The sequence below is a fragment of the Streptomyces puniciscabiei genome, from assembly GCF_006715785.1.
In the GTDB taxonomy this organism is placed as follows: Bacteria; Actinomycetota; Actinomycetes; order Streptomycetales; family Streptomycetaceae; genus Streptomyces; species Streptomyces puniciscabiei.
Map to the genome: position 1 here is coordinate 104,824 of NZ_VFNX01000006.1, position 22,933 is coordinate 127,756.

The 22,933-nt window shown below is 72.6% G+C and carries 23 protein-coding genes and 1 pseudogene; 9 read left to right on the plus strand and 15 right to left on the minus strand.

The annotated features are described in order from the left end of the window. Positions 1–203 precede the first annotated feature (203 nt). Positions 204–1,118 carry a helix-turn-helix domain-containing protein gene (locus FB563_RS40900; RefSeq protein ID WP_055706693.1) on the minus strand — a complete coding sequence of 305 codons (915 nt, stop codon included), beginning with the start codon at positions 1,116–1,118 and terminating at the stop codon, positions 204–206. Between the two features lie 74 nt (positions 1,119–1,192). On the opposite strand from FB563_RS40900, the gene FB563_RS40905 reads away from it, so the two are divergent. After that, positions 1,193–2,002, plus strand: coding sequence for a phytanoyl-CoA dioxygenase family protein (locus tag FB563_RS40905; protein WP_055706694.1), 810 nt, complete (start codon positions 1,193–1,195; stop codon positions 2,000–2,002). Positions 2,003–2,014: 12 nt separating this feature from the next. Here FB563_RS40905 and FB563_RS40910 read toward each other — a convergent pair whose 3' ends face one another. Then, entirely contained in the window at positions 2,015–2,983 is a 969-nt protein-coding gene (locus tag FB563_RS40910; RefSeq protein WP_055706695.1) for an aldo/keto reductase, read from the minus strand. 310 nt (positions 2,984–3,293) lie between these two features. Here FB563_RS40910 and FB563_RS40915 point away from each other — a divergent pair, with 310 nt between their 5' ends. Then, entirely contained in the window at positions 3,294–4,145 is an 852-nt protein-coding gene (locus FB563_RS40915; RefSeq protein ID WP_055706696.1) for a hypothetical protein, read from the plus strand. Here FB563_RS40915 and FB563_RS40920 read toward each other — a convergent pair. Together FB563_RS40920 and FB563_RS40925 are read right to left on the minus strand one after the other, a co-directional pair. Next, entirely contained in the window at positions 4,142–4,666 is a 525-nt protein-coding gene (locus FB563_RS40920; RefSeq protein WP_055706697.1) for a flavoprotein, read from the minus strand. The two genes, FB563_RS40915 and FB563_RS40920, sit on opposite strands and share 4 nt — an antisense overlap. A gap of 25 nt (positions 4,667–4,691) precedes the next feature. Next, on the minus strand, positions 4,692–5,150 hold the full coding sequence (locus FB563_RS40925; RefSeq protein ID WP_055706698.1) for a nuclear transport factor 2 family protein: 459 nt from the start codon (positions 5,148–5,150) through the stop codon (positions 4,692–4,694). A gap of 138 nt (positions 5,151–5,288) precedes the next feature. On the opposite strand from FB563_RS40925, the gene FB563_RS40930 reads away from it, so the two are divergent. Further along, entirely contained in the window at positions 5,289–5,864 is a 576-nt protein-coding gene (locus tag FB563_RS40930; protein ID WP_055706716.1) for a TetR/AcrR family transcriptional regulator, read from the plus strand. Positions 5,865–6,117: 253 nt separating this feature from the next. Here the strand turns inward: FB563_RS40930 and FB563_RS40935 are convergent, their stop codons facing one another. The 3 genes and pseudogenes from FB563_RS40935 to FB563_RS40945 all read right to left on the minus strand — a co-directional run. Then, positions 6,118–6,306 carry a ferredoxin gene (locus FB563_RS40935; RefSeq protein WP_055706699.1) on the minus strand — a complete coding sequence of 63 codons (189 nt, stop codon included), beginning with the start codon at positions 6,304–6,306 and terminating at the stop codon, positions 6,118–6,120. Positions 6,307–6,318: 12 nt separating this feature from the next. Beyond that, a complete protein-coding gene (locus tag FB563_RS40940; RefSeq protein ID WP_055706700.1) occupies positions 6,319–7,548 on the minus strand; it encodes a cytochrome P450 in 1,230 nt (409 codons plus the stop codon). A gap of 195 nt (positions 7,549–7,743) precedes the next feature. Next, positions 7,744–8,168 (minus strand): annotated as a pseudogene (locus tag FB563_RS40945) (nuclear transport factor 2 family protein); the annotation flags it as partial. Positions 8,169–8,359: 191 nt separating this feature from the next. Here FB563_RS40945 and FB563_RS40950 point away from each other — a divergent pair. Next, positions 8,360–8,809, plus strand: a complete 450-nt coding sequence (locus FB563_RS40950) for a nitroreductase family deazaflavin-dependent oxidoreductase (protein WP_055706701.1) — start codon at positions 8,360–8,362, stop codon at positions 8,807–8,809. 89 nt (positions 8,810–8,898) lie between these two features. On the opposite strand, the gene FB563_RS40955 is transcribed toward FB563_RS40950, so the two are convergent. Next, positions 8,899–9,894 (minus strand): cation diffusion facilitator family transporter, encoded by a 996-nt coding sequence (locus tag FB563_RS40955; RefSeq protein ID WP_234357783.1) that lies wholly within the window; start codon positions 9,892–9,894, stop codon positions 8,899–8,901. 129 nt (positions 9,895–10,023) lie between these two features. Here FB563_RS40955 and FB563_RS40960 point away from each other — a divergent pair, with 129 nt between their 5' ends. Then, positions 10,024–10,329, plus strand: coding sequence for a DUF4235 domain-containing protein (locus FB563_RS40960; protein WP_055706703.1), 306 nt, complete (start codon positions 10,024–10,026; stop codon positions 10,327–10,329). A 39-nt stretch (positions 10,330–10,368) separates the two neighbouring features. On the opposite strand, the gene FB563_RS40965 is transcribed toward FB563_RS40960, so the two are convergent. Both FB563_RS40965 and FB563_RS40970 read right to left on the minus strand, forming a co-directional pair. Next, positions 10,369–10,833: a pyridoxamine 5'-phosphate oxidase family protein gene (locus tag FB563_RS40965; RefSeq protein WP_055706704.1), complete on the minus strand. Its 465-nt coding sequence runs from the start codon at positions 10,831–10,833 to the stop codon at positions 10,369–10,371. Positions 10,834–10,876: 43 nt separating this feature from the next. Then, positions 10,877–11,596, minus strand: coding sequence for a TetR/AcrR family transcriptional regulator (locus FB563_RS40970; RefSeq protein WP_055706705.1), 720 nt, complete (start codon positions 11,594–11,596; stop codon positions 10,877–10,879). Between the two features lie 123 nt (positions 11,597–11,719). On the opposite strand from FB563_RS40970, the gene FB563_RS40975 reads away from it, so the two are divergent. After that, the gene (locus tag FB563_RS40975; protein WP_055706706.1) at positions 11,720–13,225 is read left to right on the plus strand and encodes an APC family permease; all 1,506 of its coding nucleotides are present in this window, start codon (positions 11,720–11,722) and stop codon (positions 13,223–13,225) included. A gap of 19 nt (positions 13,226–13,244) precedes the next feature. Then, on the plus strand, positions 13,245–14,870 hold the full coding sequence (locus FB563_RS40980; protein ID WP_055706707.1) for an amidohydrolase: 1,626 nt from the start codon (positions 13,245–13,247) through the stop codon (positions 14,868–14,870). Positions 14,871–14,907: 37 nt separating this feature from the next. Here the strand turns inward: FB563_RS40980 and FB563_RS40985 are convergent, their stop codons facing one another. Next, positions 14,908–15,876, minus strand: coding sequence for a GlxA family transcriptional regulator (locus FB563_RS40985; protein WP_411573185.1), 969 nt, complete (start codon positions 15,874–15,876; stop codon positions 14,908–14,910). Positions 15,877–15,948: 72 nt separating this feature from the next. On the opposite strand from FB563_RS40985, the gene FB563_RS40990 reads away from it, so the two are divergent. Both FB563_RS40990 and FB563_RS40995 read left to right on the plus strand, forming a co-directional pair. Next, a complete protein-coding gene (locus FB563_RS40990) occupies positions 15,949–16,899 on the plus strand; it encodes an NADP-dependent oxidoreductase (RefSeq protein WP_199832841.1) in 951 nt (316 codons plus the stop codon). 153 nt (positions 16,900–17,052) lie between these two features. Continuing rightward, positions 17,053–17,427: an anti-sigma factor antagonist gene (locus tag FB563_RS40995; protein ID WP_055706709.1), complete on the plus strand. Its 375-nt coding sequence runs from the start codon at positions 17,053–17,055 to the stop codon at positions 17,425–17,427. Here FB563_RS40995 and FB563_RS41000 read toward each other — a convergent pair. From FB563_RS41000 to FB563_RS41015, 4 genes are all read right to left on the minus strand, one after another. After that, the gene (locus FB563_RS41000) at positions 17,402–18,358 is read right to left on the minus strand and encodes a ribose-phosphate diphosphokinase (protein WP_055706710.1); all 957 of its coding nucleotides are present in this window, start codon (positions 18,356–18,358) and stop codon (positions 17,402–17,404) included. The genes FB563_RS40995 and FB563_RS41000 overlap by 26 nt on opposite strands. Before the next feature lie 41 nt (positions 18,359–18,399). Continuing rightward, complete coding sequence (locus FB563_RS41005; RefSeq protein WP_055706711.1) at positions 18,400–20,622, minus strand: glycosyltransferase family 39 protein; 2,223 nt, start codon at positions 20,620–20,622, stop codon at positions 18,400–18,402. A 187-nt stretch (positions 20,623–20,809) separates the two neighbouring features. After that, complete coding sequence (locus tag FB563_RS41010) at positions 20,810–22,582, minus strand: complex I subunit 5 family protein (RefSeq protein ID WP_055706712.1); 1,773 nt, start codon at positions 22,580–22,582, stop codon at positions 20,810–20,812. Next, positions 22,582–22,929, minus strand: a complete 348-nt coding sequence (locus FB563_RS41015; protein ID WP_055706718.1) for a sodium:proton antiporter — start codon at positions 22,927–22,929, stop codon at positions 22,582–22,584. The genes FB563_RS41010 and FB563_RS41015 overlap by 1 nt, the downstream gene beginning before the upstream one ends. Positions 22,930–22,933: the final 4 nt, after the last annotated feature.

The window sequence follows — 22,933 nt, forward strand, 5'->3', positions numbered from 1 at the left end:
CCACCTGAGGCGGCTCTTTTGAAGCGTGGGGGGTGTACGGGGAGCGGCCTGGCGCATACAGAGGAAATGCGATGAGCCTGCGCGCCGACAGCGCACACTTTCGCACAGCAACGCACGACCGAACAAGGGATCTTTCGATTGTCGACACCGGCCGTGGTGCTGTTCGTCATTGACGCGGATTCAAGGAAATCCTTTTCTTCCCGTTACCGTCCTTCGCCCGCCCGGTAGGCGCCGGGCGGCACTCCGTGGCGTTCCCGGAAAACCCGGCTGAAGTGGAAGGGACTCCTGAATCCGGAGACCGCCGCCACGCGTTCCACCGTGAGGTCGGTGGCCTCCAGCAGCCGGGCCGCGTGCCGCAGCCGGGCCTCGCGCAGTGCCCGCATCGGGGACCGCCCGGTACGCACGGTGAACAGGTGGGCGAACCGGGAGGGGGACAGCGCGACGCTCTCGGCGAGCGAGCGGACGGTGTGCGGGGCGCCGGGGTCGGCGGCGATCAGCTCCTCGGCCCGGCGCACCCGGGCGTCGTCGTCCGGTGCGGGCGGCGGCGTCCGGGAACCGCCGGCGGCGAGCAGCACCACCTCCTCCAGCGCGCACAGGGCCAGTTCCCGCGCCAGGCTGCCGTGGGCCACCGCCACCGGGTCCGGCTCGCGCGGGGCGTCCTCGCGCGGGATGTCCTCGGCCGGGCCGCGGGCGTCGGCGAGCATCCGGCCGAACGCCGCATCGACACGGCCGTGCAGGGCAGCGGGCACGGACGGGACGGCGTACAGGCCGTCGGACACGGCGTAGGGGGCGAGCCAGATCGTCCAGGCCGGGCGGGCCTGGCAGTGCGTCCACCAGAACCGCCAGCCACCGGCGCCGGGCGCGACGGCGTAGCGGTGGCCGGTGCCCGGAGCCAGCACCACCAGATCGCCGGCGCCCGCACGGACCCGGGCGGCGCCCTGGCGCAGCAGTCCGCGGCCGCCCAGCGTGAAGGTGAACAGCCAGCTGTCCGAGCCGCGGGGACGGTTGACGCGGTAGCCCGGCGGCTGGTCGTAGCGGCCGGTCACCACCAGTCCGGGCGGCGGGGACGGGTCGGCGGCGGCAGCCGTCACGGGCAGGTCCTCAGCAGGCACGGGCATCCTCCCGTCGGGTGCGACGGCCTAGCGTGGCGGATGAGTGACCACCTGACCACCGGATTCCCGGGAGCGGACACATGACAGTCACGGACAACGGCGCCGTCCTGCCCGAGGCGGTCCGGCAGCGGTTCGAGGAGGACGGATTCGTCGTCGTACGGGAGCTGTTCGGCCGGGAGGAGATCGCGCGGCTGTGCGCCGCGTTCGCCGCGCTGCACGTGGCCGGTCCGGTGCCGGGCCACTTCGAGCCGCGCCCGGCCGACCCCGACCCGCTGCGCCGGTACCCGCGGGTGATGCAGCCGCACGAAGTCAGCCCGGAGGCACGGGAGTTCCTGCTGGACGCCCGGCTGCGGGCGGTGCTGGAGGTGCTGTTCGGCGAGGAGGTGCTGGCCGCGCAGAGCATGTTCTACTTCAAGCCGCCGGGTGCGCGCGGGCAGGCCCTGCACCAGGACAACTTCTATCTGCGGGTCGAGCCGGGGACGTGTGTGGCGGCGTGGGTGGCCTGCGAGCCTATCGACCGGGACAACGGCGGCCTCCAGGTCGTCCCCGGCACCCACCGGATGGACCTGTTCTGCCCCGAACTCGCCGACGAGGAGCTGTCGTTCGCCCGTGAGTACGTTCCGCCTCCGGCCGGGCTGTCCCCGGTTCCGGTGGATCTGGCGCCGGGTGACGTGCTGTTCTTCAACGGCAGCCTGGTGCACGGCTCCGGGCCCAACCGCACGGCCGACCGGTTCCGGCGCTCGTTCATCGGGCACTATGTCGGCCGGTCGGCCGAGCGGATCGGCGGGTACTACCGGACGCTCACGATGTCGGGTGAGCGGGTGCGGCTGCCGGAGAGCGAGGGGGCGGGGCCGTGCGGCACGGAGTTCGCACCGCACGGACCCCACTGAGCCGACGGACGGTCAGTGACCGCTGATGGCCCGTGGCGTGTACGGCTGCTCCAGCTCCTCGATCTCCTTCTCGGTCAGCTCCAGCTCCACGGCGGCCACCGCGTCCTCGATGTGGTGCGGTTTGGCGGCGCCGACGACCGGGGCCGCCACCGTGTCCTGGTGGAGCAGCCAGGCGAGGGCCACCTGGGCGCGGGTCACGCCGCGGTCGTCCGCGATCCGGGTGACCGCCTCGACGATCGAGCGGTCGCTCTCCAGGTACAGGCGGCTGCCGAAGTTGTCGTTCGCGCTGCGCTCGGTGACCGTGCCCCAGTCCCGGGTGAGCCGGCCGCGGGCGAGCGGGCTCCACGGCAGCACGCCGACGCCCTGGTCCGCGCAGAGCGGCAGCATCTCCCGCTCCTCCTCGCGGTAGAGCAGGTTGTAGTGGTTCTGCATGGACACGAACTTCGTCCAGCCGTGCCGCTCCGCCGTGTACTGCAGCTTGGAGAACTCCCAGGCGTACATGGAACTCGCCCCGATGTAGCGGACCTTGCCCGCCTTGACCAGGTCGTGCAGCGCCTCCATCGTCTCCTCGACGGGGGTCGCGTGGTCGTAGCGGTGGATCTGGTAGAGGTCGACGTAGTCGGTGCCGAGGCGGCGCAGGCTGTGGTCGATCTCCGCCATGACCGCCTTGCGGGACAGTCCGGCGCCGTTGGGGCCCGGCCGCATCCGGCCGTTCACCTTGGTGGCCAGCACGATCTCGTCGCGGTTCGCGAAGTCGCGCAGGGCCTTGCCGACGATCTCCTCGCTGGTGCCGTCCGAGTAGACGTTCGCGGTGTCGAAGAAGTTGACGCCCGCCTCCAGCGCCTGCCGGATGAGCGGGCGGGAGGCCTCCTCGTCGAGGGTCCACTCGTGGACGCCGCGGTCGGGCAGGCCGTAGGTCATGCAGCCCAGACAGATCCGCGACACGTCCAGGCCCGTCGAACCGAGCTTCACGTACTGCATCGTTGCTGCTCCTGCCTTCGGGACGATGGTCACCCACGAGCCTACGGCGTGGCCCGGCACCGGCTGGACGACCGGAACGCGCGGGCGATTTGATCCTGCCACGTGCCGCCCGCCGCCCGGCGTGGGCGGGATGCGGCGGATCCGCCCCAAGGGTGTCCCGCGCCCCTCTGGGCGCGTCCCTTCAGGGCGTTGCGTTGGTGCCCCCAGGTGACCGTCCGGCGTGGGAAACGGATGATCGTCGTACTGTCGGCTCATTCTCGGCGCAGACGACCGGCATCCGGCCGGTCTCGGCCGCCCCGGAGGAAACGCGGTGCCGACTCGTTCCACCACCCTGAGGACACTTGCCGGAGCAGCGCTGCTGCCGCTGGCGCTCGTCACCCCCGCCTGGGGAGAACGCTCCGCCGCGCCGGCGCAGGAGACCCCGGCCACGCTCTGCGCGCTCGCCGGCACGCTGCGCGGTGCGCACGGTGAGCAGGCCGACGTGAGCCTGTGCGCGGACACCGGCTCGCCGAGGTTCAACATCACGGCCCCGGCCACCTGCCGGGTCGGCCGCACCCGGGTCCGCTACGCCTGTCGCACCGAGGGCACCTGGAAGGTCACCCGGTCCGGCAAGACTCTGGGCACCGGTTCGCTGCCCGGTTCGGGCCTGTACCCGGGTCCGGGCACGTACGACATCAGCGCCACCGTCCGCGTGCGGTCCACGCCCGCCGGTGTCGACCTGAAGGGCACGGTGCAGGCCGCCGTCGCGCTGACCGCGCCCAAGGCGAAGGCGACGCACTCCGTCACCGTCGACAAGGCCGTGCTGCGCCGCAACGCCACGACCACCGTGACCTACACGATCCGCCGGGACAGCGTCGAGGGTGACGGCAACGCGCGGCTGGGGATGATCGGCGAGGCGGGCACCGGTCTGCGGATCAGCACGGCCGACACACGCTGCGTCAACCCGCTGGTGGGGCGGTACCCGTCGAAGACCCGGCTGGCGCACTCCCTGGACTGCACGGTGACGGAGCTGCAGCCCGGCCACCCGGAGACGCTGAAGGTCCGCTTCACGGTCGGGGCGAAGTGCTCCACGGTGGTGTCGAAGCTCGGCTACTGGGTTCCCAAGGGCCAGGACATGTTCACCGGGAACATGCTGGCGGGGCCGACGCTGACCTGCCGCTAGAGCAGGTCCAGTGCCTGTTCCCAGGCGAGGTCCGGACGGCCGCCGTCCGGCAGTACCTCACCGGTGTACCGCTCGCCGAAGCGGACGCCCATCCCGCGCAGCCGTTCCAGGCTGTCCCGGTAGGCGGGATGGGCGTCCAGCGCGTCGGCGACGCAGGGCAGGACGGCGATCGGTATGCCCAGGCCCGCCGCCTCGCACAGGGTGCCGAGCGCGAGGGTGTCGGCGATGCCGGCCGCCCATTTGTTGATGGTGTTGAAGGTGGCGGGGGCCACCACGACGGCGTCCGGCGGCGGGAAGGGACGGGGGTCGGCCGGTGTGCGCCAGGCCGATCTGACGGGCCGGCCCGTCTGCGCCCGCACGGCCTCGCTGTCGAAGAAGCCGCTCATGGCGACCGGTGTGGCGATGACGCCGACCTCCCAGTTCCGTTCCTGGGCGGCACCGATCAGTTTGCTGACGCCCGCGGCGATCCCGGCCGCGCAGACGACGACGTAGAGGAAGGGCTTCTCGGCCTGTTCGGTCATCCGGGAACCCTACTGAACGGAAACGCTACCGAACCGGGAAGGACCGCCCTCGCTCGGCCTCGGGGCGCGGGCCGTGGATGCGGCGCTGCCCCTCCTCGATGGGCACGTCGTTGATGCTGGCCTCCCGCCGGGTCATCAGGCCGTGCTCGTCGAACTCCCACAGTTCGTTGCCGTACGAGCGCCACCACTGCCCGTCGGCGTCGTGGCACTCGTACTGGAAGCGGACGGCGATGCGGTTGCCGTCGAAGGCCCACAGGTCCTTGCGCAGCGCGTAGTCCAGCTCGCGCCGCCACTTGGCGGTGAGGAACGCGACGATCTCGGCGCGGCCGGTGACGAAGGTGTCGCGGTTGCGCCAGACCGAGTCCTCGGAGTAGGCGAGCGCCACCTTGTGCGGGTCGCGGGTGTTCCAGGCGTCCTCGGCGGCCTGGACCTTCTGCGCGGCGCTCTCGCGGGTGAACGGCGGCAGGGGCGGACGGTCGGCCATGGTCTCCTCCTTGGCTCGGCAGCCCGGAGAACGGGCGTTCTCCAGGCGCACTGCTACGGTAGGAGAACGGGCGTTCTCCGTCAAAGGGCGCGCCAGGTAACCCGTCAACGACCAGGTCGAGGAGGCATGGTGTCGCCGATGGACAGCGCGGCCGTCCGGGACAGGGCGCTCGACGCCGCGGAGGAGCTGTTCTACGCCCGGGGTGTGCAGTCCGTGGGCATGGACGAACTGCGCGGCGCGTCAGGAGTCTCGCTCAAGCGCCTCTACCAGCTCTTCCCCGCCAAGGAGCAGCTGGTCGCGGCCTACCTGGCACGGCGGGACGAGCGCTGGCGCGGACGCCTGGCGGAGCACGTGGCACGGCAGCGGGACCCGCGGGAGCGGATCCCGGCCGTTTTCGACTGGCTGGAGGGTTGGTTCGGCGAGGCCGGCTTCCGCGGCTGCGCCTGGATCAACGCCTATGGCGAGCTGGGCGCCACCTCCGCCCTGGTCGCCGAGCAGGTGCGCGCCCACAAGGAGGCGTTCCGGGACTACCTCGCCTCGCTCGTGGCGGACGCCGGGCTGCCCGCCGCGCTCACCGGTCCCCTCTTCCTCCTCGCCGAGGGGGCGATGGTGACGGCCGGCATCACGGGGACCACCCGGCCGGCGGCCGAGGCCCGCGAGGCGGCGCGGACCCTGCTGGCGACCACCGGACCGGGCGGGCCCCGGCCCTCCTAGGGCCTGTCGTCACAGTCCCTCCCCCCGCCTTGGGCCGGGAGGTGCCCGCCGCCCTGCGACGCCCGGCAGGCTCCCCCACTGCCTCGAGGGCGTGGGAGGTGCCCCCTCTCGCCGCACCGCGCGAAAGCCCGAGTGCGTGCAGTACGAGGACTTCCGCCGGCACTCCCCCAGCCTTCGGCCGGGGGACCCCAGGGCACGCACCAGACGCCGCCGGGCCGCCCTCCGGGCGACGGCGGGAATGTGACGACAGGCCCTAGGACAGCCTGATCGCGCTCACCGGGCAGGCGCGGGCCGCCTCCCGGACCATCGGATCGCCCGCGCCGTCCTCCCGCCCGGGCAGCAGGGTGCTGTAGCCGTCGTCGTCCTGGGTGAAGACGCCCGGTGCCGCCAGCGCGCACTGGCCGGCCCCGATACAGACGTCCTTGTCGATGTCGATGTGCATGAGCAGAGCCTCTTACCAGGTCACGGGGAGTTCCAGCATCCCCTGGATCGTGTCGCCGGGTTTGAAGGGGACCTCTTCGGCGGGGACCGCGAGGCGCAGCCCCGGCAGCCGGGCCAACAGGCCGCCCAGGGCGATCTCCAGCTCCGCGCGGGCCAGGTTCTGGCCCAGGCACTGGTGGATGCCGAAGCCGAACGCCACGTGGTGGCGGGTGGGCCGGTGGAAGTCCAGGGTGTCGGGGTCGTCGTAGAGGGCGGGATCGCGGTTGATCACCGAGGTCGAGAAGAGCACGCCCTCGCCGGCCCGGATGGTGGTGCCGGCGATCTCGATGTCGTCCAGCGCCACCCGCTGCAGCCCCTCCGCGATGGACAGCATCCGCATCAGCTCCTCCACGGCGGCGGGCAGCAGCGCCGGGTCGGCGCGCAACTCGGCCAGCCGGTCGGGGTGCCGGAGCAGGGTGAAGGTGCCCAGGGAGATCATGTTGGCCGTCGTCTCGTGGCCCGCCACCAGCAGGATGACGGCCAGCGAGACGAGCTCGTCGCGGTCCACCGTGCCGTCGCGCAGCTGGTGGTGGACGAGGTCGTCGAGAACGCCGTCACCGCCCTCGGCCTGCTTCGCCTTGGCGTCGATGAGCCCGCCGAGGTACTCCTCCAGCCGTGTGCGGGCCTGAACGGAGTCGGCCGCCCGGGGGCCGCGCAGCAGCCTGCGGGACTGCTCCTCGAAGAACTCGTGGTCACGGTACGGCACTCCGAGCAGCCCGCAGATCACCATCGACGGCACGGGCAGGGCGAAGGCGGAGACCAGGTCGGCAGGCGGTCCCTGGGCGATCATCGCGTCCAGCAGCCCGTCCACGGTGCGCCGGATCCACGGCCGCAGCTCGGTCGCGCGTCTGACGGTGAACGACGGGATCATCATCCGCCGCTGCCGCTGGTGTTCGGGATCGTCCATCCCGAGCAGGGCCACCCTGCGGTCGCGGACGCCGGCGAACCGCTCCGCGGGGATGGGGAAGCCGGGACGGCGGCGGTCGCTGGACAGGCGGGGGTCGGCGAGCAGGGCGCGGGCGGTGGCGTGGGCGGTGACCGCCCAGACCTCGCGGCCGTCGAACAGGGTGACTCGGGACAGGGATCGCCCGTCCCGCAGCGGCTCGTATCCGGTGGGCGGGTGGTAGGGGCAGGAGCGGTCCTGCGGGAAGGCGACGGGATCGGCCGGGTTCGCCGGACCGGTGCCGTCCGTCAGTTCCGTCATGGAAGACCTCGCAGACGAAGTAGTGCGTCGTGCCGATCTTCATTAGATGCCTCGGGCACCTATGAAGCGACGCCAAGTTCGGCCAGTTCGGTGACGCCGGTGATCTGGCCGAAGACGAGCGGTCGCGGGGGCGGGTTCCGGCCACGGTGCGACACGGGTTCGCCGGTCACGCCGGACGCTCTCCGCGGGCGGGGCGAAGGCCCGCGCGACGGCGAGACTGTCCTCGTACACATGGTCGCGTACGACCAGACCGCCCCGCACGGTCAGGTGCAGGGCGAAGCGCGCGGTTCAGGCGCGGCCGGTCGGTGCCGCCGTCTGCCGGACGACAACGAGCCGAACCGCGTCCTCGCCGTCGACCAGGATCCTGTCGACGCTCGTGTCCGCCCCTCCGGCACGTGGTGCGCGGCCCTCTCCCGGTAGTGGGCGGCGGCGTCCGCGCGGGTGGAGCGGTGCCGGATCCACGGGGTGCGGGCGCGGCCGTGCTCCTCCTGCGGCCGGTCGAGGCGCCGGTCACAGCCCTCCGCGTAGAGCTCGGCGATCCGTTCGGGGTCGCCCCGGCCGATCCTGCGCAGCAGTTCCTCGACCACGGCGCGGGTCGACTGGGCATGGCTGGTCGTCATGGTGGTCAACTCCCGGTACGGGCCGCGGTCGGGACGGGGACCACGGAACCAGCCGCATCACCGCGGCGCGATCACCCCGGAGGTCATCACCCCGTCGGCCCAAGGGCACGGCGGTACGGATGATGCGTGGGGCCGCGGGTGTTGAATGCCGGTGGCAGACAGCTGTTGGACCGACGAAGGGGACGGATCCCATGCCTCTTGAGGGCGAGTACGAGCCCAGCCCGACGCAGTGGGTGCGCGAGCAGGTCGAGCTGTACGAGAGCTCCGGCGGGACGAAGGGCACCACGCTGCTGGACACCGGCATGCCGGTGGTCGTGCTGACCAGCCGGGGCGCGAAGAGCGGAAAGATCCGCAAGACGCCGCTGATGCGCGTGGAGCACGAGGGGACGTACGCGGTGGTCGCCTCCCAGGGCGGCGCGCCCAAGCACCCGGTGTGGTACTTCAACATCATCTCCGATCCGCATGTCGAGCTGCAGGACGGGCCGGTCAAGCGGGACATGAGGGCCCGTGAGGTCACCGGCGAGGAGAAGGCCCGGTGGTGGGAGCGCGCCGTCGCCGCGTACCCGCCGTACGCCGACTACCAGAAGAAGACGTCGCGGGAGATCCCGGTCTTCGTGCTGGAGCCCCTCGACGAGGACTGAGGGGAGCCCGTTCGCGCCGGGTACCGGTGCGATTCAGAAAAATCTGCGCCGAGGAGGTGTGAAACCGCCCGGCTGCGGGCACTCGTGCGTCAGGCCCCGCCGCGTTCCCCCGTCGCGGCGGGGCTCTCCCGTGCCTCGCCCGCCGGCCGGTCGGTCACGTCCAGGAAGATCTGGTCGGCCTCGGGAAACGTCCGGGCCAGCGACCGCTTGATGCGTACGGCGACCTCCTCCACCCGCTCGCTCTCCAGCCCGGGCACCAGGTCGATGCGAGCGACCACCAGGGTGGCGTCGAGTCCCATCTTCATCGTGAACAGCGCCTCCACACTGTCGATCTCCGGCTGCGCCCGCAGCAGCGAGCGGATCCTGCCGCTGAGCTCCGGATCGGCGGCCTCGCCGATGAGCCGGTCGCGGGCGTCACGGCCGAGCCGGTAGGCGACGTACACCAGCAGGACGCCGATCGCCAGCGAGGCGGACGCCTCCCAGGCGACCTGCCCGGTCACCATGTGCAGGGCCATCCCGGCGAGGGCGAGCGTCACGCCGAGCACCGCCGTGCCGTCCTCGGCGATCACCGTGCGCAGCGCAGGGTCGCCCAGTGAGCCGAGGCCGCCCTGCCGGCGCGCCTGGTGCAGGGCCCGCAGCAGCGAGAGGCCCTCGGCGAGGAGGGCCACGCCCAGCACGATCAGGCCCGCGACATAGCCGCTGAACTTCTCCTCGGTGCCCTGGCGCAGCGCCTCGGCGCCCTGGAAGAAGGAGAAACAGCCGCCCATGACGAAGATGCCGACGGCGGCGAGGAGGGACCAGAAGAAGCGTTCCTTGCCGTAACCGAAGGGGTGCTGTGCGTCCGCGGGGCGGCGGCTGCGGCGCAGCGCGGCCAGCAGGAACACCTCGTTGCAGCTGTCGGCGACGGAGTGCGCGGCCTCGGACAGCAGCGCGGGCGAGCCGGCGAGGACACCGCCGACGGCCTTGGCCACGGCGATGACCAGGTTGGCGGCGAGCGCCACCAGCACGGTGACCCTGGTGTGCCGGTCGGCCCCGGAGCCCGTGCCCTGCGTCCCGTCGCTCTGTTGGGAGGATGTCCCGCTCACGTAACGCCGACTGCCCGAGCGCGGGCGGATCACACCGTGCGTAGGGGGGAAAACGGGGAACGCGGTGCGAACGAGTGGCCCCCGGGGAAGGGCCCGCATGAGGGCCGTCCGACGAGGAAGAAGTGACACATGGCCAAGACAAAGAAGAAAAAGCTTCCCTTCGTCTACCAGCCGATCGGTTTCGTGCTCAGCTGGACGGGCGGCGCACTGGCCGGTGTCGCCTTCCGGAAGGCGTGGATGGCGCTGCGGCACGAGGAGGAGGCCCCGGACGCGTTGGACCAGGACCGTGGGTGGGGGGAGATCCTGCTGGCCTCGGCCGTGCAGGGGGCGATCTTCGCGGTGGTGAAGAGCGCGGTGGACCGTACCGGGGCGAAGGCGATCGCTCGGTCCACGGGGGTGTGGCCCGTGGCCTCCAAGGAGGAGGACGGGGACTGAGCCGCACACCGGCACAGCCCCGCGCCCGTACGGGGCGCTTCAGTCGTCCACGAGCCACTCCCCCTCGCGCATCAGCTCCCTCCCCCGCAGTTCGTTCTCCTCGCGCCACGCCTGGACGCGCTGCGGGAGGACCCTGAAGTACAGGTAGCGGGCGGCGAGTTGGCGGGGGTCGAAGCCGGTCTTGCCGGCGAAGACCTCGGCGTCCTCCTCGGGGAGGTCCTCCGGGGTCACCGACTGGACGGTGCCCTCGATCACGACGACGTCCCGGGTCGGGCCGAGGCCGAGGCGGGTCCGGCCGGTGGCGACGAGGTTGCGGCCGGTGGGGCTGTCGGCCGGGGTGGCGATCAGCAGTGTGGCGCCGTCCCACACGAAGGACAGGGGCACGAGATAGGGGGCGGCGCCGTCGGGTCCGGCGGTGGCGACCCACACGTCGACGTCGTTCTCCAGCCGGTGGAGGGTGTCCTTCTTGCGCTCTGCGGCGGTGCGGGCGGGCGGTGGGGTCATGGCGTACGGCCTCCTCGGGATCCGATCCCGTCCAGTGTGGCCGTCAGCCCCCGGTCCCCGCACGAATGTGATCAAGGCGTGTCCGCGCGGCTGTCAGGAGGAGGTCCAGGGCGGCCGGGTAGGAGCTGGAGCGCATGGTGGCGACCAGATGGGGGGCGGTGGCCGCGATGTGCGGGTGGGTCGCGGCGGGCAGCCGGCCGTAGGTGCTGCGCCACACCTGCGCCTCGGCCTCGCGCGCGGCCCGGGGCAGGGCGGTGCCCGCGGAGTCCAGGGCGCCGAAGGCGAGGGCCTGGTCGACGAACGCGTGGTAGATGCGTACGGCCTCCGGGTCCGGGAACCCGGCGTCGCGCAGCACGCCGAGGATGCTCTCCACGGCCTGGATCTCATGGCCGCGCCCGGTGACCCGGTGGGCGCTGAGCACCGCCGCACGGGGGTGCGCGAGCGCCCCTGCGTGCATGCGCAGGCCCAGAGCGCGCAGGTCGGCCACCCAGTCGCCGCTCGGCCGCCAGGTCCGCAGGGTACGGCCGATCAGCTCGTCGGCGATGGCCAGCATCAGGTCGTCGGTGTGCCGGAAGTACCGGTAGAGGGAGCTGGGGTCGGCGCCGAGGGCCCGGCCGAGGCGGCGCACGGAGAGCGCGTCGGCGCCGTGCTCCTCGATCAGCCGGAGGGCGGTCTCCACGATCAGTTCCGCGGACAGCACCACGCCCTGTTTGGTGGGGCGGCGGCGCTGCCGGGCGGCGGGCGGGGCGACACGGTCGGTCATGGGGCCTCCCTGGGTGTGCCCGGCACCTTATGACAACACCGTTGACCTGTTAAGTGCCCCGGCAGTTTCATTTCCGGTCACCGGGGCCGTACGGGGCCCCGCGGTGCGAGCGGAGAACCGGCCATGAGCGACAGACCCCTCGGCGTCGATCCCCCTACGCGGCCCGAACTGCGCAGGTCCCTCAGCGTGGTCGACGGTGTGGCCGTCGCCGCCTCCAGTACGGCCGCCACGACCAGCATCGGCATCGGGCTCGGGGTGACCGCGGGCGTGGTCGGCCCGCATCTGCCGGCCATCATGCTGCTGGCGTTCCTGCCCGTCCTCGGGATCGCCGGGGCCTACTCGCGGCTGAACCGGGTGGAGCCGAACGCGGGCAACGGCTATGTGTGGGTGGGCCGTTCGCTCAGCCCCTGGCTCGGTTTCCTGGTGGGCTGGGTGAACGTCGTGGCGAGCGTGGCGTTCCTCGCCTACACGACGGCGGTGACCGGTTCGGCGCTGCTCCAGCTCGCCGGTGAGGCCGGGCTGCACCGGATCGGCTCGCTCGGTCTCGATCCGGGCTCGACCGCGCAGACGACGGCGGTCGGGATCGTCGTCCTGGCCGCCGTCACCCTGACCGCCGTGACCGGTGTCCGCACCGCGGCCCGGCTGCAGTCCGGGCTGCTGGTCTTCGAGTACGTGGTCCTGCTCGGCTTCTGCGGCTACGGCGTCGTGACCGGACCGCACTCCTTCAGCCTCTCCTGGTTCGACCCGTTCGCGATCCCCTCGGCGACCGCGCTGGCGCAGGGCCTGCTGCTGTCGGTGTTCTGCTACTGGGGGTTCGAGGCGGCGTTCACCGTCAACGAGGAGGTGCGGGACCCCCAGGACGCCTCCAGGGCCGGGACCATCACCCTGGTGACGATGCTCGGGCTGTTCCTGCTCGGCTCGGTCGCCTTCCAACGGGTGCTGGCGCAGGGCGAGTTGGCCGGTCATGGCGCGCAGGGGCTCGCGTACTACGGCGACCGGCTGGCGGACCGGCCGCTGGCCGCGCTGCCGCTCGTCGCGCTGATGTTCTCGGCGGTGGCCTCGCTGCAGGCCGGGGTCATCCCGACGGCGCGTGGGATGTTCGCGATGAGCCGGGACCGTACCCTCGGTCCGGTGTGGTCCAGGGTCAGCGCCCGGTACGGGACTCCGGCGGCCGGGACGCTGCTGATCGGGGCACTGGCCGTCGCCGTGGCCGCGGGCGCGCTGGTCATCCCCCGGCTCGCCGACATGATCGACGCGATCGTGAACGCGGTCGGCATCGTGGTCGCCCTGTCCTACGCGCTCACCGCGCTGGCGGCCGCCGTACGCTTTCGCTCGCTGCTGCGGGACCACTGGTGGCAGGGCGTCCGAGCGGTGCTGCTGCCCGTGCTCAGCGCGCTGGTCCTGCTGGGCCTCGGAGGCTATCTCGGCTGGTCCTTCTACACCTCCGCCGACCACCTCGAACTCCGCGCGGACAACGGCTGGTTCCTGCTGCTGATGCCGGTCGCGATGATCGTGTCCGGGTTCGCGGTGGCCGCCTGGGCCAGGTGGGTGCGCAGGTCGCCGTACTTCCGCACCGGCGCGGGCACCGACGCCGACTCCCCCGCGCTGCTCACCACCACCTCCAACTGACCCGACAGGAAAGGCAATCATGCACGCTGATCTCCTCTTCACCCGCGGCCCCGTCCTCACCCCGGACGGCCGTACGGCGACCGCCGTCGCCGTCACCGGGGACCGGATCACCGCCGTCGGGCACGACGAGCTGCGGGCACTCGCCGGGCCGCGCACGGAGGTGGTCGACCTCGCGGGACGGCTGCTGCTGCCCGGCTTCCAGGACGCGCATGTCCATCCGGTGCCGGCGGGCCTGGAGCTGGCCCAGTGCGATCTGTCGGGCCGGGCGACGGCCGAGGAGACCGTGGCCGCCGTACGGGCGTACGCCGAGGCCCATCCGGAGCGGGAGTGGATCCTGGGCGGGGGCTGGTCGATGGAGGCGTTCGCGGGCGGTACGCCGACGAAGGAGCTGCTGGACGCGGTGGTGCCGGACCGGCCGGTGTACCTGCCCAACCGGGACCACCACGGGGCCTGGGTCAACAGCCGGGCGCTGGAGCTGGCCGGCATCGGCCGGGGCACGCCCGACCCGGCCGACGGGCGGATCGAGCGGGACGCGGCCGGAGAGCCGAGCGGCACGCTCCAGGAAGGTGCGATGCAGCTGGTCGGCCGGCTCACCCCGCCCGCCACACCGGCCGACCGGCTGGCCGCGCTGCTGCACGCCCAGCGGCATCTGCACGCGCTCGGCATCACCGCCTGGCAGGACGCGCTGGTCGGCGACTTCCTCGGCATGGACGATCCGGCCGAGGTGTACCGTACGGCGGCGCGGGACGGCTCGCTCACCGCCCGGGTGCGGGGCGCGCTGTGGTGGGACCGGGAACGCGGCGCCGAGCAGATCCCCGAACTGGTGCAGAAACGCGCCGAGTTGAGTCACGGGCGGTTCCGGGCCGGTACGGTGAAGCTGATGCTGGACGGGGTCGCCGAGAACGGTACGGCCGCGTTGCTGGACCCCTATCTGGACCGGTGCGGGTGCGCGACCGTCAACCGCGGCAAGAGCTTCATCGACCCCGGACAACTGCCCAAATACATCACCGAGTTGGACGCGCTCGGCTTCCAGTGCCACTTCCACGCGCTGGGCGACCGCGCCGTACGGGACGCGCTGGACGCGGTCGAGGCGTCCCGCGCCGCCAACGGGCCGAGCGACACCCGGCCGCATCTCGCGCACCTCCAGGTCGTGCATCCGGACGACGTGCCCCGCTTCGCCCGGCTCGGGGCCACCGCGAACATCCAGCCGCTGTGGGCCGCGCACGAACCGCAGATGGACGAGCTGACGATCCCCTTCCTCGGACCCGAACGGGCCGCCCGGCAGTACCCGTTCGGCGCGCTGCTGCGCTCGGGGGCGCGGCTCGCGGCGGGCAGTGACTGGCCGGTGAGCAGCCCGGATCCGCTCCAGGGCATCCATGTCGCGGTCAACCGGGTCGAGCCGGGCGGCAGCGGCCCGGTGTTCCTGCCCGAGGAGCGGCTCGGCCTCGCGGACGCGCTGACGGCGTACACGGCCGGGTCCGCGTACGTGAACCATCTGGACGGCACCGGCCGGGTGGCCGTCGGCGCCCTCGCCGATCTGGTGGTGCTGGACCGCGATCCCTTCGCCGGACCACCGGAGGCGATCGCGGAGACGGGCGTGGCGCTCACCTATGTGGGCGGGGTGCGGGTGTACGGCGCCGAGTGACACCGTCGCGCACAGCCACCACCCGGCCGGGGTGGCCTCAGCGGTTCCGCTGGAACGTCCGACGGTATGCCTGCGGGGACACTCCGATCGCCGCGTGCAGGTGCTGGCGCAGCGAGGCGCCGGTGGCGAAACCGACCTCGGCGGCGATCCGGTCCACCGGCAGGTCGCTGGACTCCAGCAGGTGCCGGGCGCGGGCGACGCGCTGCTGGATCAGCCAGCGGCCGGGGCTGAGGCCGACCTCGTCGTTGAAGCGGCGGGCGAAGGTGCGCAGGCTCATCCGGGCGTGACCGGCGAGATCGGCCAGGGTGAGCGGCTCGTCCAGGCGCTCCAGGGCCCAGGCACGGGTCGCGGCCGTGCTCGCCGCGCCGCTGACGGGGACGGGCTGCTCGATGTACTGGGCCTGGCCCCCGTCCCGGAACGGCGGGACGACACAGCGGCGGGCGACGGAGTTGGCCAGTTCGCTGCCGTGGTCGGTGCGGACGATGTGCAGGCAGACGTCCACGCCTGAGGCGGCTCCGGCGGAGGTGAGGATGCGGCCGTCGTCGACGAAGAGGACGTCCGGGTCGAGGTCGACCTTCGGGAAGCGGCGGCGGAAGTGGTCGGCCACCTGCCAGTGGGTGGTGGCGCGGCGGCCGTCGAGCAGGCCGGCCTCGGCGAGCACGAACGCGGCCGTGCAGATCGAGACGATCCGGGCGTCCGGGCGGATGCGGGCGAGGGCCGCGGAGACCTCGTCCGGCAGCTCCGCGGGGATGTACGCGGGCGGCATCGAGGTGACCACGACCGTGTCCGCCGTCCGGAGGATCTCCGGGCCGTGGGCGACGCCGATCGTGAAGTCGGCGCTGGTGCGCACGGGGCGGCCGTCGACCGTGCAGGTCAGCACCTCGTAGTGGCCGTCGGCGGCACCGAAGATGCGGCTGGGGATGCCCAGCTCGAAGGGGTAGGCGCCGTCGAGGGCCAGGACGACCACCCGCTCCGGGCGCCGGTTGAGCAGTTGCATGTCGGGCATGGCACGATCCTATCGAAGCTTGGCAATCATGCCATTTCCCGGGCGGGGCGACTCCCGGCAGGCTGGGTGACCATGAGCGATGAGAAGACGATGCGAGTCATCAGCCAGGACGTCCTCGGTGGTCCCGAGGTCCTGAAGGAAGTAGCGGCGCAGCGGCCGAAGCCGGGCCCCAACCAGGTGCTGGTCCGGGTCCGGGCGGCCGGGGTCAACCCCACCGACTGGAAGCACCGGGCCACCGGAGGCTTCCTCGGCAAGCCGCCGTTCGTCCTCGGCTGGGACGTCTCCGGGGAGATCGTGGAGACCGGGATCGGTGCGGCCGCGTTCCGGCCCGGCGACGAGGTCTTCGGCATGCTGCCCTACCCCTACGGCCACGGCTCGCACGCCGAGTACGTGATCGCCCCGGTCCGCGCGCTGACGCACAAGCCCGCCTCGATCGACCACACCCAGGCGGGCGCGCTGCCGCTGGTGTCCCTGACCGCCTGGCAGGCGCTGACCGAGCACGCCGATGTACGGCCCGGACAGCGGGTGCTGATCCACGCGGCGGCCGGCGGGGTCGGGCATGTGGCGGTGCAGATCGCCAAGGCGCGCGGTGCGTACGTGATCGGCACGGCGAGCGCGGGCAAGCACGACTTCCTGCGGGAGATCGGCGTGGACGAGCCGGTCGACTACCGGACGACCGACGTCACCGAGGCGGTCCGGGACGTCGACGTGGTCCTGGACACGCTCGGCGGGGACACCTCCGTCGCGTCGCTGAAGGTGCTGCGGCCGGGCGGTGTCGTGGTGTCGATCCTGCCGGTGGGCTCGGCGGAGTTCCACACCGAGGCCGAGCGGCTCGGCGTACGGGCCGTGCGCATGCTGGTGGACGCCGACCGGACCGGGATGGAGAAGGTCGCGGAGCTGGCGGGGTCCGGGAAGCTGAGGGCAACGATCGCCGGGACGTTCCCGCTGGCCGAGGCCGCGAAGGCGCACGAGGTGGGCGACACCGGGCGGACCACGGGCAAGCTGGTCCTTCTGGTCGACTGAGCGCAAACACCCGGTCGCCCGGGCGGTGTTACCGGGCGACACGCCTCAAACTCGAAGACATATGTCAACCGAACATGCTCAAATTCCTTCCATCGAGGGTAACTTGACGATCGGGAGACCGTCGTCCGGGCGCGGGTGGGAGGTGATGCCGTCGTGCGAGACGAGCCTGCACCACTCACCCGTCACCTCCGTGTGTACGAGCACCGGGCGCACACGGTGCTGGAGCTGCGCGGCGAGATCGACCTGGTCTCGGCGACGGAGATCGGCCCGTGCCTGGACCGGGTCACCGGCAGACCCGGGGCACGGGTCGTGATCGACCTGCGGTCGGTGGAGTTCTTCGACTGCTCGGGGCTGCGGCTGCTGTACCGGGCCCGCGCCCGGGTGCTGGACGGCGGCGGGCAGCTGCACCTGGTGTGCACGCATCCGCTGACGCTGCGCGTCTTCCGGGTCACGGGCCTGTCCCGGCTGCTGCCCCCGCACCCGACCCTGGACTCGGCCCTGGCTACGACTGCTCGAACAGGGCGCTGACCGATTCACCGTTGTGGATGCGCCGTACCGCCTCGGCGAGGGCCGGGGCGATGGAGAGCACCCTCAGCTTGCCGGTGTGCTCGGCGTGCTCCTCCGCCGTGGGGAGCGGCACGGTGTTCGTGCAGACGATCTCCAGCACGTCCGGCTGTTCGCTGAGCCGCTTCAGCGCGCCCGCCGCGAACAGCCCGTGCGTACACGCCACCCGGATCGTGCGAGCGCCGAGCTCCCGCAACCGGGCCAGGAGTTCCACCACCGTGCTGCCCTTGGCGATCTCGTCGTCCAGCACGATGACGTCCCGGCCGGTGACGTCGCCGATGACGGAACTGATGCTCACCCGGTCGTCCGCGAAGCGCTGTTTGGCGCCGGCCGCCACCGGAGCCCCGATGAGCCGGGCGAAGGCGGCGGCCTCCTTGGCGTTGCCGAGGTCCGGTGAGACGACGGTGGTGTGGGTCAGGTCGTACTGCCGGAAGTGCGCGGCGAGTTCGCGCAGCGCGTTCAGGTGGTCGACCGGCACCGAGAAGAAGCCGTGCACCTGCGGGGAGTGCAGGGTCATGGCGAGCACCCGGCCCGCACCCGCCGCCACGAGCAGATCGGCGACCAGCCGGCCGCCGATGGAGATGCGCGGCGCGTCCTTCTTGTCGGAACGGGCGTAGGAGTAGTGCGGCATGACGACGGTGATCCGGGCCGCGGAGGCGCCCCGGGCCGCGTCGCACATCAGCAGCAGCTCCACCAGGTGTTCCTGCACCGGCCGGACCAGCGGCTGGATCAGGAAGACGTCCCGCTCCCGGCAGTTGGCCTGGAGCTGCACCCCCAGACAGTCGTTGGCGAACCGGCTGACCCGGGTGGGGCTGAGGGGCACGCCGAGGTGGGCGCAGACCTCGCGGGCCAGGTCGGGGTGGGCGCTGCCGCTGAAGACGGCGATGTCTCGCATGATCCGCTCCTCGCCCGATCACTGCAGGACCGCCGATCATGCTACCGACCGGGGCCGCACCGGTAGAGGGTCTGGGCGGTCGCCGTCCACGCGTCGCCGAGGGCGCTCGTGCCGCCGTAGGCCGAGGCCGGCACCTCGGTGCAGGCGGACCGCACCCAGAGGGTGATCTGCGCGGCAGCCGTGTTCCCGGTGCGTGCGGACCCGGGTCCCGTGCCCCGACCGCCGCCCAGCAGCACATACCGCACCTGGCCGGCGTCGACCAGCCGCCGGAACTGCGCCTCGGTGGGAAACGGCACCCGGCCGCTGAATCCGCCGAGCGGCAGGACGTGGGCGCCGGCCGCCAGGATGTACGGCGACGCGGTGGTCCAGCTGCCGGCGGCGAACACATAGCCGGCGGAGCCCTGGTGCGCGCGGGTGTAGTCGAGCAGCCGCCGCTGGTCCGCGGTCAGTGAGCCGCTGCCGTCGGCGCCGCCGAAGCCGCCTCGGCCGACCGGTCCGCCCCGGCCGAAGCCGCGCGGGCCACCCCGGGCCGACTGCCCGGGGGTCCGGCCGCCGGTCCAGACCGCCTGGCCGAACCGGCCCGGTCCCGAACGCACCGCCCCGGGGCCGCGGTTCATGGCGGACGGGCCGACCGCTCCCATGGCAGAGGTGCGGTAGACCGGGTTGAAGACCTGTACGGCCCACGCGCTCGGCGCGAGGAGCAGGGCGGCCAGGGAGGCGGCCGGCGCGGCGAGCAGGAGGCGGCCCGCGGCGCGCGGCCGTCCGGGCCGGGTGAGGAAGAGCAGCACCAGGGCGGTGATGGCGAGCAGGGCCACCGCGGGGGCCAGCCAGGGCAGGAACGTCGGGAACCGGCTCGCGAGATACACACTCCAGGCGGCCGTCGCGGCGACCGCGCCCGGCAGGGCCCAGGCGCGGCGCCCGCCGGCCCGGTGGGCCCGCCACATCAGCACGCCGCCGGCGCCGGTGAGCGCGGCGAGCGGCACCGCGATGACGCCCATGTAGTACGTGTGACCGGCGACGCTGCCGGCGCTGAAGACCAGGAAGTACAGCGCGAGCCAGGTGGTCCACAGGACGTATCCGGCGCGCAGCCGGTCGGTGCGCGGCCGTCCCCGGCACCACAGCAGTCCGCAGACCGCGGCCACGGCGGCGATCGGGTAGAACCAGCCGGTCTGGGAGGCGAGCGGCGTACCGAACATCTTGGACCAGCCGTTCTGGCCGTCGCCGAACCCGCCGGCGGCCGTGGGCCGGGCGGATGCCGCTCCCCGGGCACCGCCCCGGACGAGTCCGCCGCCCTGCGTGCCACTCGCCCCGGCCGCGCCACGGGCACCAGCCGCGCCGAACGCGCCGGCGCCGCCGTGGCCCCCTCCGCCGCCCTGGGTCGCGCTCACGCTGCCCGTGGAGGCCGCGCTGATGCCGAGCGAGGAGAAGCGGTTCAGGAAGTTGTAACCGACCACCATGCTGAACGCGGAGTTGTTGGTGGTGCCGTCCACGTACGGCCGGTCGTTGGCCGGGGTGAGGGTCACGGCGAGCATCCACGACGCCGACACGGCGGTCATCGCCAGGGCGGACACGCCGAGGTGCAGCAGGCGCCGGCGCAGCGTGGACGGTGCCGACAGCACGTAGACCAGGGCCAGCGCCGGCAGTACGGCCCACGCCTCGAGCATCTTGGCCTGGAAGCCGAGGCCGACCCAGACACCGGCCGCCAGCAGCGGGCGCAGCCGGCCGCCGCGGGCGGCGCGCAGGGTGGCCTCGGCCGCCAGCAGCAGGCACAGCGTGAACGCGGGGTCCTCGACCGCGGTGCGGAACAACCCGACCGCCACGGGAGTCACCAGGAAGGCCGTGCAGGCGATCAACGCCGCGTGCACACCCGCCCAGCGGCGCACGATGCGGTGGAGGACGAGCAGGCTGGCCACCCCCTCCAGGACCTGCGGCAGGACAAGGGCCCAGGGATGGAATCCGAAGAGCCGCGCGGAGAGCGCCTGCGGCCACAGGAATCCCGGCAATTTGTCGAGCGTGATGGAATTCCCGGGGTCGAAAGAGCCGTAGAAGAACGCCTTCCAGCTCTCCGTCATGCTGCGGGCGGCGCTCGCGTAGAACGTGTGGTACTGGCTGTGGTCGATGCCCCAGCTGTAGAGAACGGCGGCGAGCACGGTGAGGAGCAGCAGCGCAGGGCGTGCGTACGCGGGCTCGTCCGCCGGTGAGCGCCAGGGTGTGCGGCGGGTGGCACCGGGGGGCGCGGTTGCGTCGAGGACGTTCGTGGCCATGCGCAGCAGTGTTCGTCAACCGCGCGCCGCGACCGGGCCGATGCGGCCCCCTTCAAGGAAACTCTCACCACACCCAGGGCATCTCTTTAATCACACGACATGGAATTTGCATCGGAAAAGAGAGTTCCTTACCCGCGACAGGATTCCGCGATACACAGGAATCCGACAGCTGACGCACAGTCGGCCGTCAGCCGCCGAGCACCGCCGGCAGGGCCAGCGCCCCCAGCACGGTGGCGCCCATCAGCAGCCAGGCCACGTAGTCGCCGACATGCCCGGACTGCAGCCGGCGCAGGGGCCGGGACCAGTCGGGCGCGGCGGTCCAGTGCGGCCGGGTCACCGCGAGGCCGGCGAGGCCCACGGCCAGTCCGGTGGAGAGCAGGTCCAGCAGGACACCGTGCGCCGTCCACTGCGCCGAGGCGTGGGCGCCGCCCGATCCGGCCTCGTTGACGGAACGGGCCACCAGGTCACCGAATCCGGGGACCGCTCCGACCGCGAGAGCGGCGGCGAGGAGCACGGCGGGGACTGTCGTCATGGTGTCCGGGATACGGCTCAGCGGGCCGGTCGTCTCGGGCTCCTCCTCGGATCCGCTGGTCTCCAGGTCGGCGTCGGCCTCCTCGGGGCGCGGCCCGAGGCCGCGGAACACACGGGCGGTGACCCGCAGCACGGCGCCTCCGGTGATCGCGGAGGCGACCACGTACACCACGGTGAGCGGGCCGCCGACCGCCTCCTCTGTGACCGCCTTGCCGAGCCCCGTACCGAACGGGGGCAGGCCCGCGAGACCGAGGCCTCCCACGGCGAACATCACGGCCGTCGCGCGCAGTTCGCGGGCCCGGCCGTACAGCGTGTGCTCGTCGAGGCAGCCGTACCGGTCGAGCAGGACTCCCGCGCAGGCGAACAGCGCGGCCTTCACTCCGGCGTGCCCGAGGATGTAGAGGGCGGCCCCGTCGTCGCCCTGCGGGGTGAGGATGCCGAGGCCCACGAGGAACAGACCGGTGTGCGAGATGGTGGAGTACGCCAGGAGCCGCTTGATGTGCCGCTGGTACCAGCACATGACGGCGCCGGTCGCGGCCGTGAGCGTCCCGAGCGTCACCAGGGCCCGGGTCAGATCGGCGGCGGGGATGCCGCCGGGTCCGGCGAAGACGGTGCCGTACACCCGCCAGACGCCGTAGACGCCGAGTTCGACCATCACCCCGGACAGCAGCATGCACACCGGGGTGGGGGCGACGGCGTGGGCGTCCGGGAGCCAGAAGTGGAAGGGCACGGCGGCCGCCTTCACCAGCAGGCCGGTCAGCACGAGGACGAAGGAGGCGAGGACCAGCGCGTCCGCGCCGCCGTGCCCCGCCGCCGCGTCGAGACCGCGCCCGATCTTCGCCATGGCCAGCTGGCCGGTACGGGCGTACAGCAGGGCGATGCCCGTCAACATGGCGTAGGCGCCGAGGGAGTTGACGACACCGAAGGTCAGCGCGCCCTGTACGGCCTTCGGGTCGTCGATGCGGTAGCCGGTGAGCGCGTACGCGGTGACGCTCATCAGCTCGAAGAAGACGAACGCGTTGAACAGGTCGCCGGCGATGGCGAACCCGCACATGCCGCCCTGGAACAGCAGCATCAGCGCGGTGAAGGCGCCGGGATGTCCGCGCGGCGGTTCGTCGAAATAGCGCCAGGAGTAGGCGAGCGCGGCCAGCGTCAGCAGGGAGACCAGCGCGGCCATGCCGAGCGAGGGACCGTCGCCGACCACGACGATGCCGACGCTCTCGCCGCCGAGGGGCAGCCAGCCGCCGACCCACTCCACCATCGGCGGCGAGGAGTTGAGGAGCAGCACCAGTGCGAGGGCGGCCGTACCACCGGAGACCACGAAGCCGGTGACCTCGGCGGCGATCCGCGGCAGACGGCGGCCGGTGGCCACCAGCAGGGCGGCGCCGAGCAGGGGGATCGCGACGAGCAGCGGGAGGAGGTGGTGCATCAGCCGCGCAGCTCCCGCAGTTCGTCGGGATCCACCGTGCCGTGCCGTTTGGCGATCTGCAGCACGAGCGCGAGCAGCAGCGCGGTGACGGTGGCACCGACGACGACGTCGGTGAGGGTGAGCGCCTGCACGATCGGGTCGACCACCGGCCGGGAGCCGGGCTTGATGTCGGAGAAGACGGGTGCGGTGGCGCCGCTGCGGTAGCCGACCGCCAGCAGCAGCACATAGGTGGAGGACTGGCAGACCGCGAGACAGCCGACGGCGTGGATGAGGTTGCGGCTGGTGGCGAGGCCGTAAGCGCCGGTCAGGAAGACGTAGGCGGCGACCAGGTAGGGAAGGATGTGCATCACG

Bases quoted from the DNA above. Each gene is read 5' to 3' on its own strand.
- FB563_RS40965 (WP_055706704.1), bottom strand. From the start codon at position 10,833: ATGACCCCACCGCCCGCCCGCACCGCCGCAGAGCGCAAGAAGGACACC.
- FB563_RS41005 (WP_055706711.1), bottom strand. From the start codon at position 20,622: ATGGCCACGAACGTCCTCGACGCAACCGCGCCCCCCGGTGCCACCCGC.
- FB563_RS40930 (WP_055706716.1), top strand. From the start codon at position 5,289: ATGGACAGCGCGGCCGTCCGGGACAGGGCGCTCGACGCCGCGGAGGAG.
- FB563_RS40960 (WP_055706703.1), top strand. From the start codon at position 10,024: ATGGCCAAGACAAAGAAGAAAAAGCTTCCCTTCGTCTACCAGCCGATC.
- FB563_RS40940 (WP_055706700.1), bottom strand. From the start codon at position 7,548: ATGACGGAACTGACGGACGGCACCGGTCCGGCGAACCCGGCCGATCCC.
- FB563_RS40935 (WP_055706699.1), bottom strand. From the start codon at position 6,306: ATGCACATCGACATCGACAAGGACGTCTGTATCGGGGCCGGCCAGTGC.
- FB563_RS40905 (WP_055706694.1), top strand. From the start codon at position 1,193: ATGACAGTCACGGACAACGGCGCCGTCCTGCCCGAGGCGGTCCGGCAG.
- FB563_RS40910 (WP_055706695.1), bottom strand. From the start codon at position 2,983: ATGCAGTACGTGAAGCTCGGTTCGACGGGCCTGGACGTGTCGCGGATC.
- FB563_RS41010 (WP_055706712.1), bottom strand. From the start codon at position 22,582: ATGCACCACCTCCTCCCGCTGCTCGTCGCGATCCCCCTGCTCGGCGCC.
- FB563_RS40920 (WP_055706697.1), bottom strand. From the start codon at position 4,666: ATGACCGAACAGGCCGAGAAGCCCTTCCTCTACGTCGTCGTCTGCGCG.
- FB563_RS40980 (WP_055706707.1), top strand. From the start codon at position 13,245: ATGCACGCTGATCTCCTCTTCACCCGCGGCCCCGTCCTCACCCCGGAC.
- FB563_RS41000 (WP_055706710.1), bottom strand. From the start codon at position 18,358: ATGCGAGACATCGCCGTCTTCAGCGGCAGCGCCCACCCCGACCTGGCC.
- FB563_RS40990 (WP_199832841.1), top strand. From the start codon at position 15,949: ATGAGCGATGAGAAGACGATGCGAGTCATCAGCCAGGACGTCCTCGGT.
- FB563_RS40950 (WP_055706701.1), top strand. From the start codon at position 8,360: ATGCCTCTTGAGGGCGAGTACGAGCCCAGCCCGACGCAGTGGGTGCGC.
- FB563_RS40975 (WP_055706706.1), top strand. From the start codon at position 11,720: ATGAGCGACAGACCCCTCGGCGTCGATCCCCCTACGCGGCCCGAACTG.
- FB563_RS40970 (WP_055706705.1), bottom strand. From the start codon at position 11,596: ATGACCGACCGTGTCGCCCCGCCCGCCGCCCGGCAGCGCCGCCGCCCC.
- FB563_RS40900 (WP_055706693.1), bottom strand. From the start codon at position 1,118: ATGCCCGTGCCTGCTGAGGACCTGCCCGTGACGGCTGCCGCCGCCGAC.
- FB563_RS41015 (WP_055706718.1), bottom strand. From the start codon at position 22,929: ATGCACATCCTTCCCTACCTGGTCGCCGCCTACGTCTTCCTGACCGGC.
- FB563_RS40985 (WP_411573185.1), bottom strand. From the start codon at position 15,876: ATGCCCGACATGCAACTGCTCAACCGGCGCCCGGAGCGGGTGGTCGTC.
- FB563_RS40925 (WP_055706698.1), bottom strand. From the start codon at position 5,150: ATGGCCGACCGTCCGCCCCTGCCGCCGTTCACCCGCGAGAGCGCCGCG.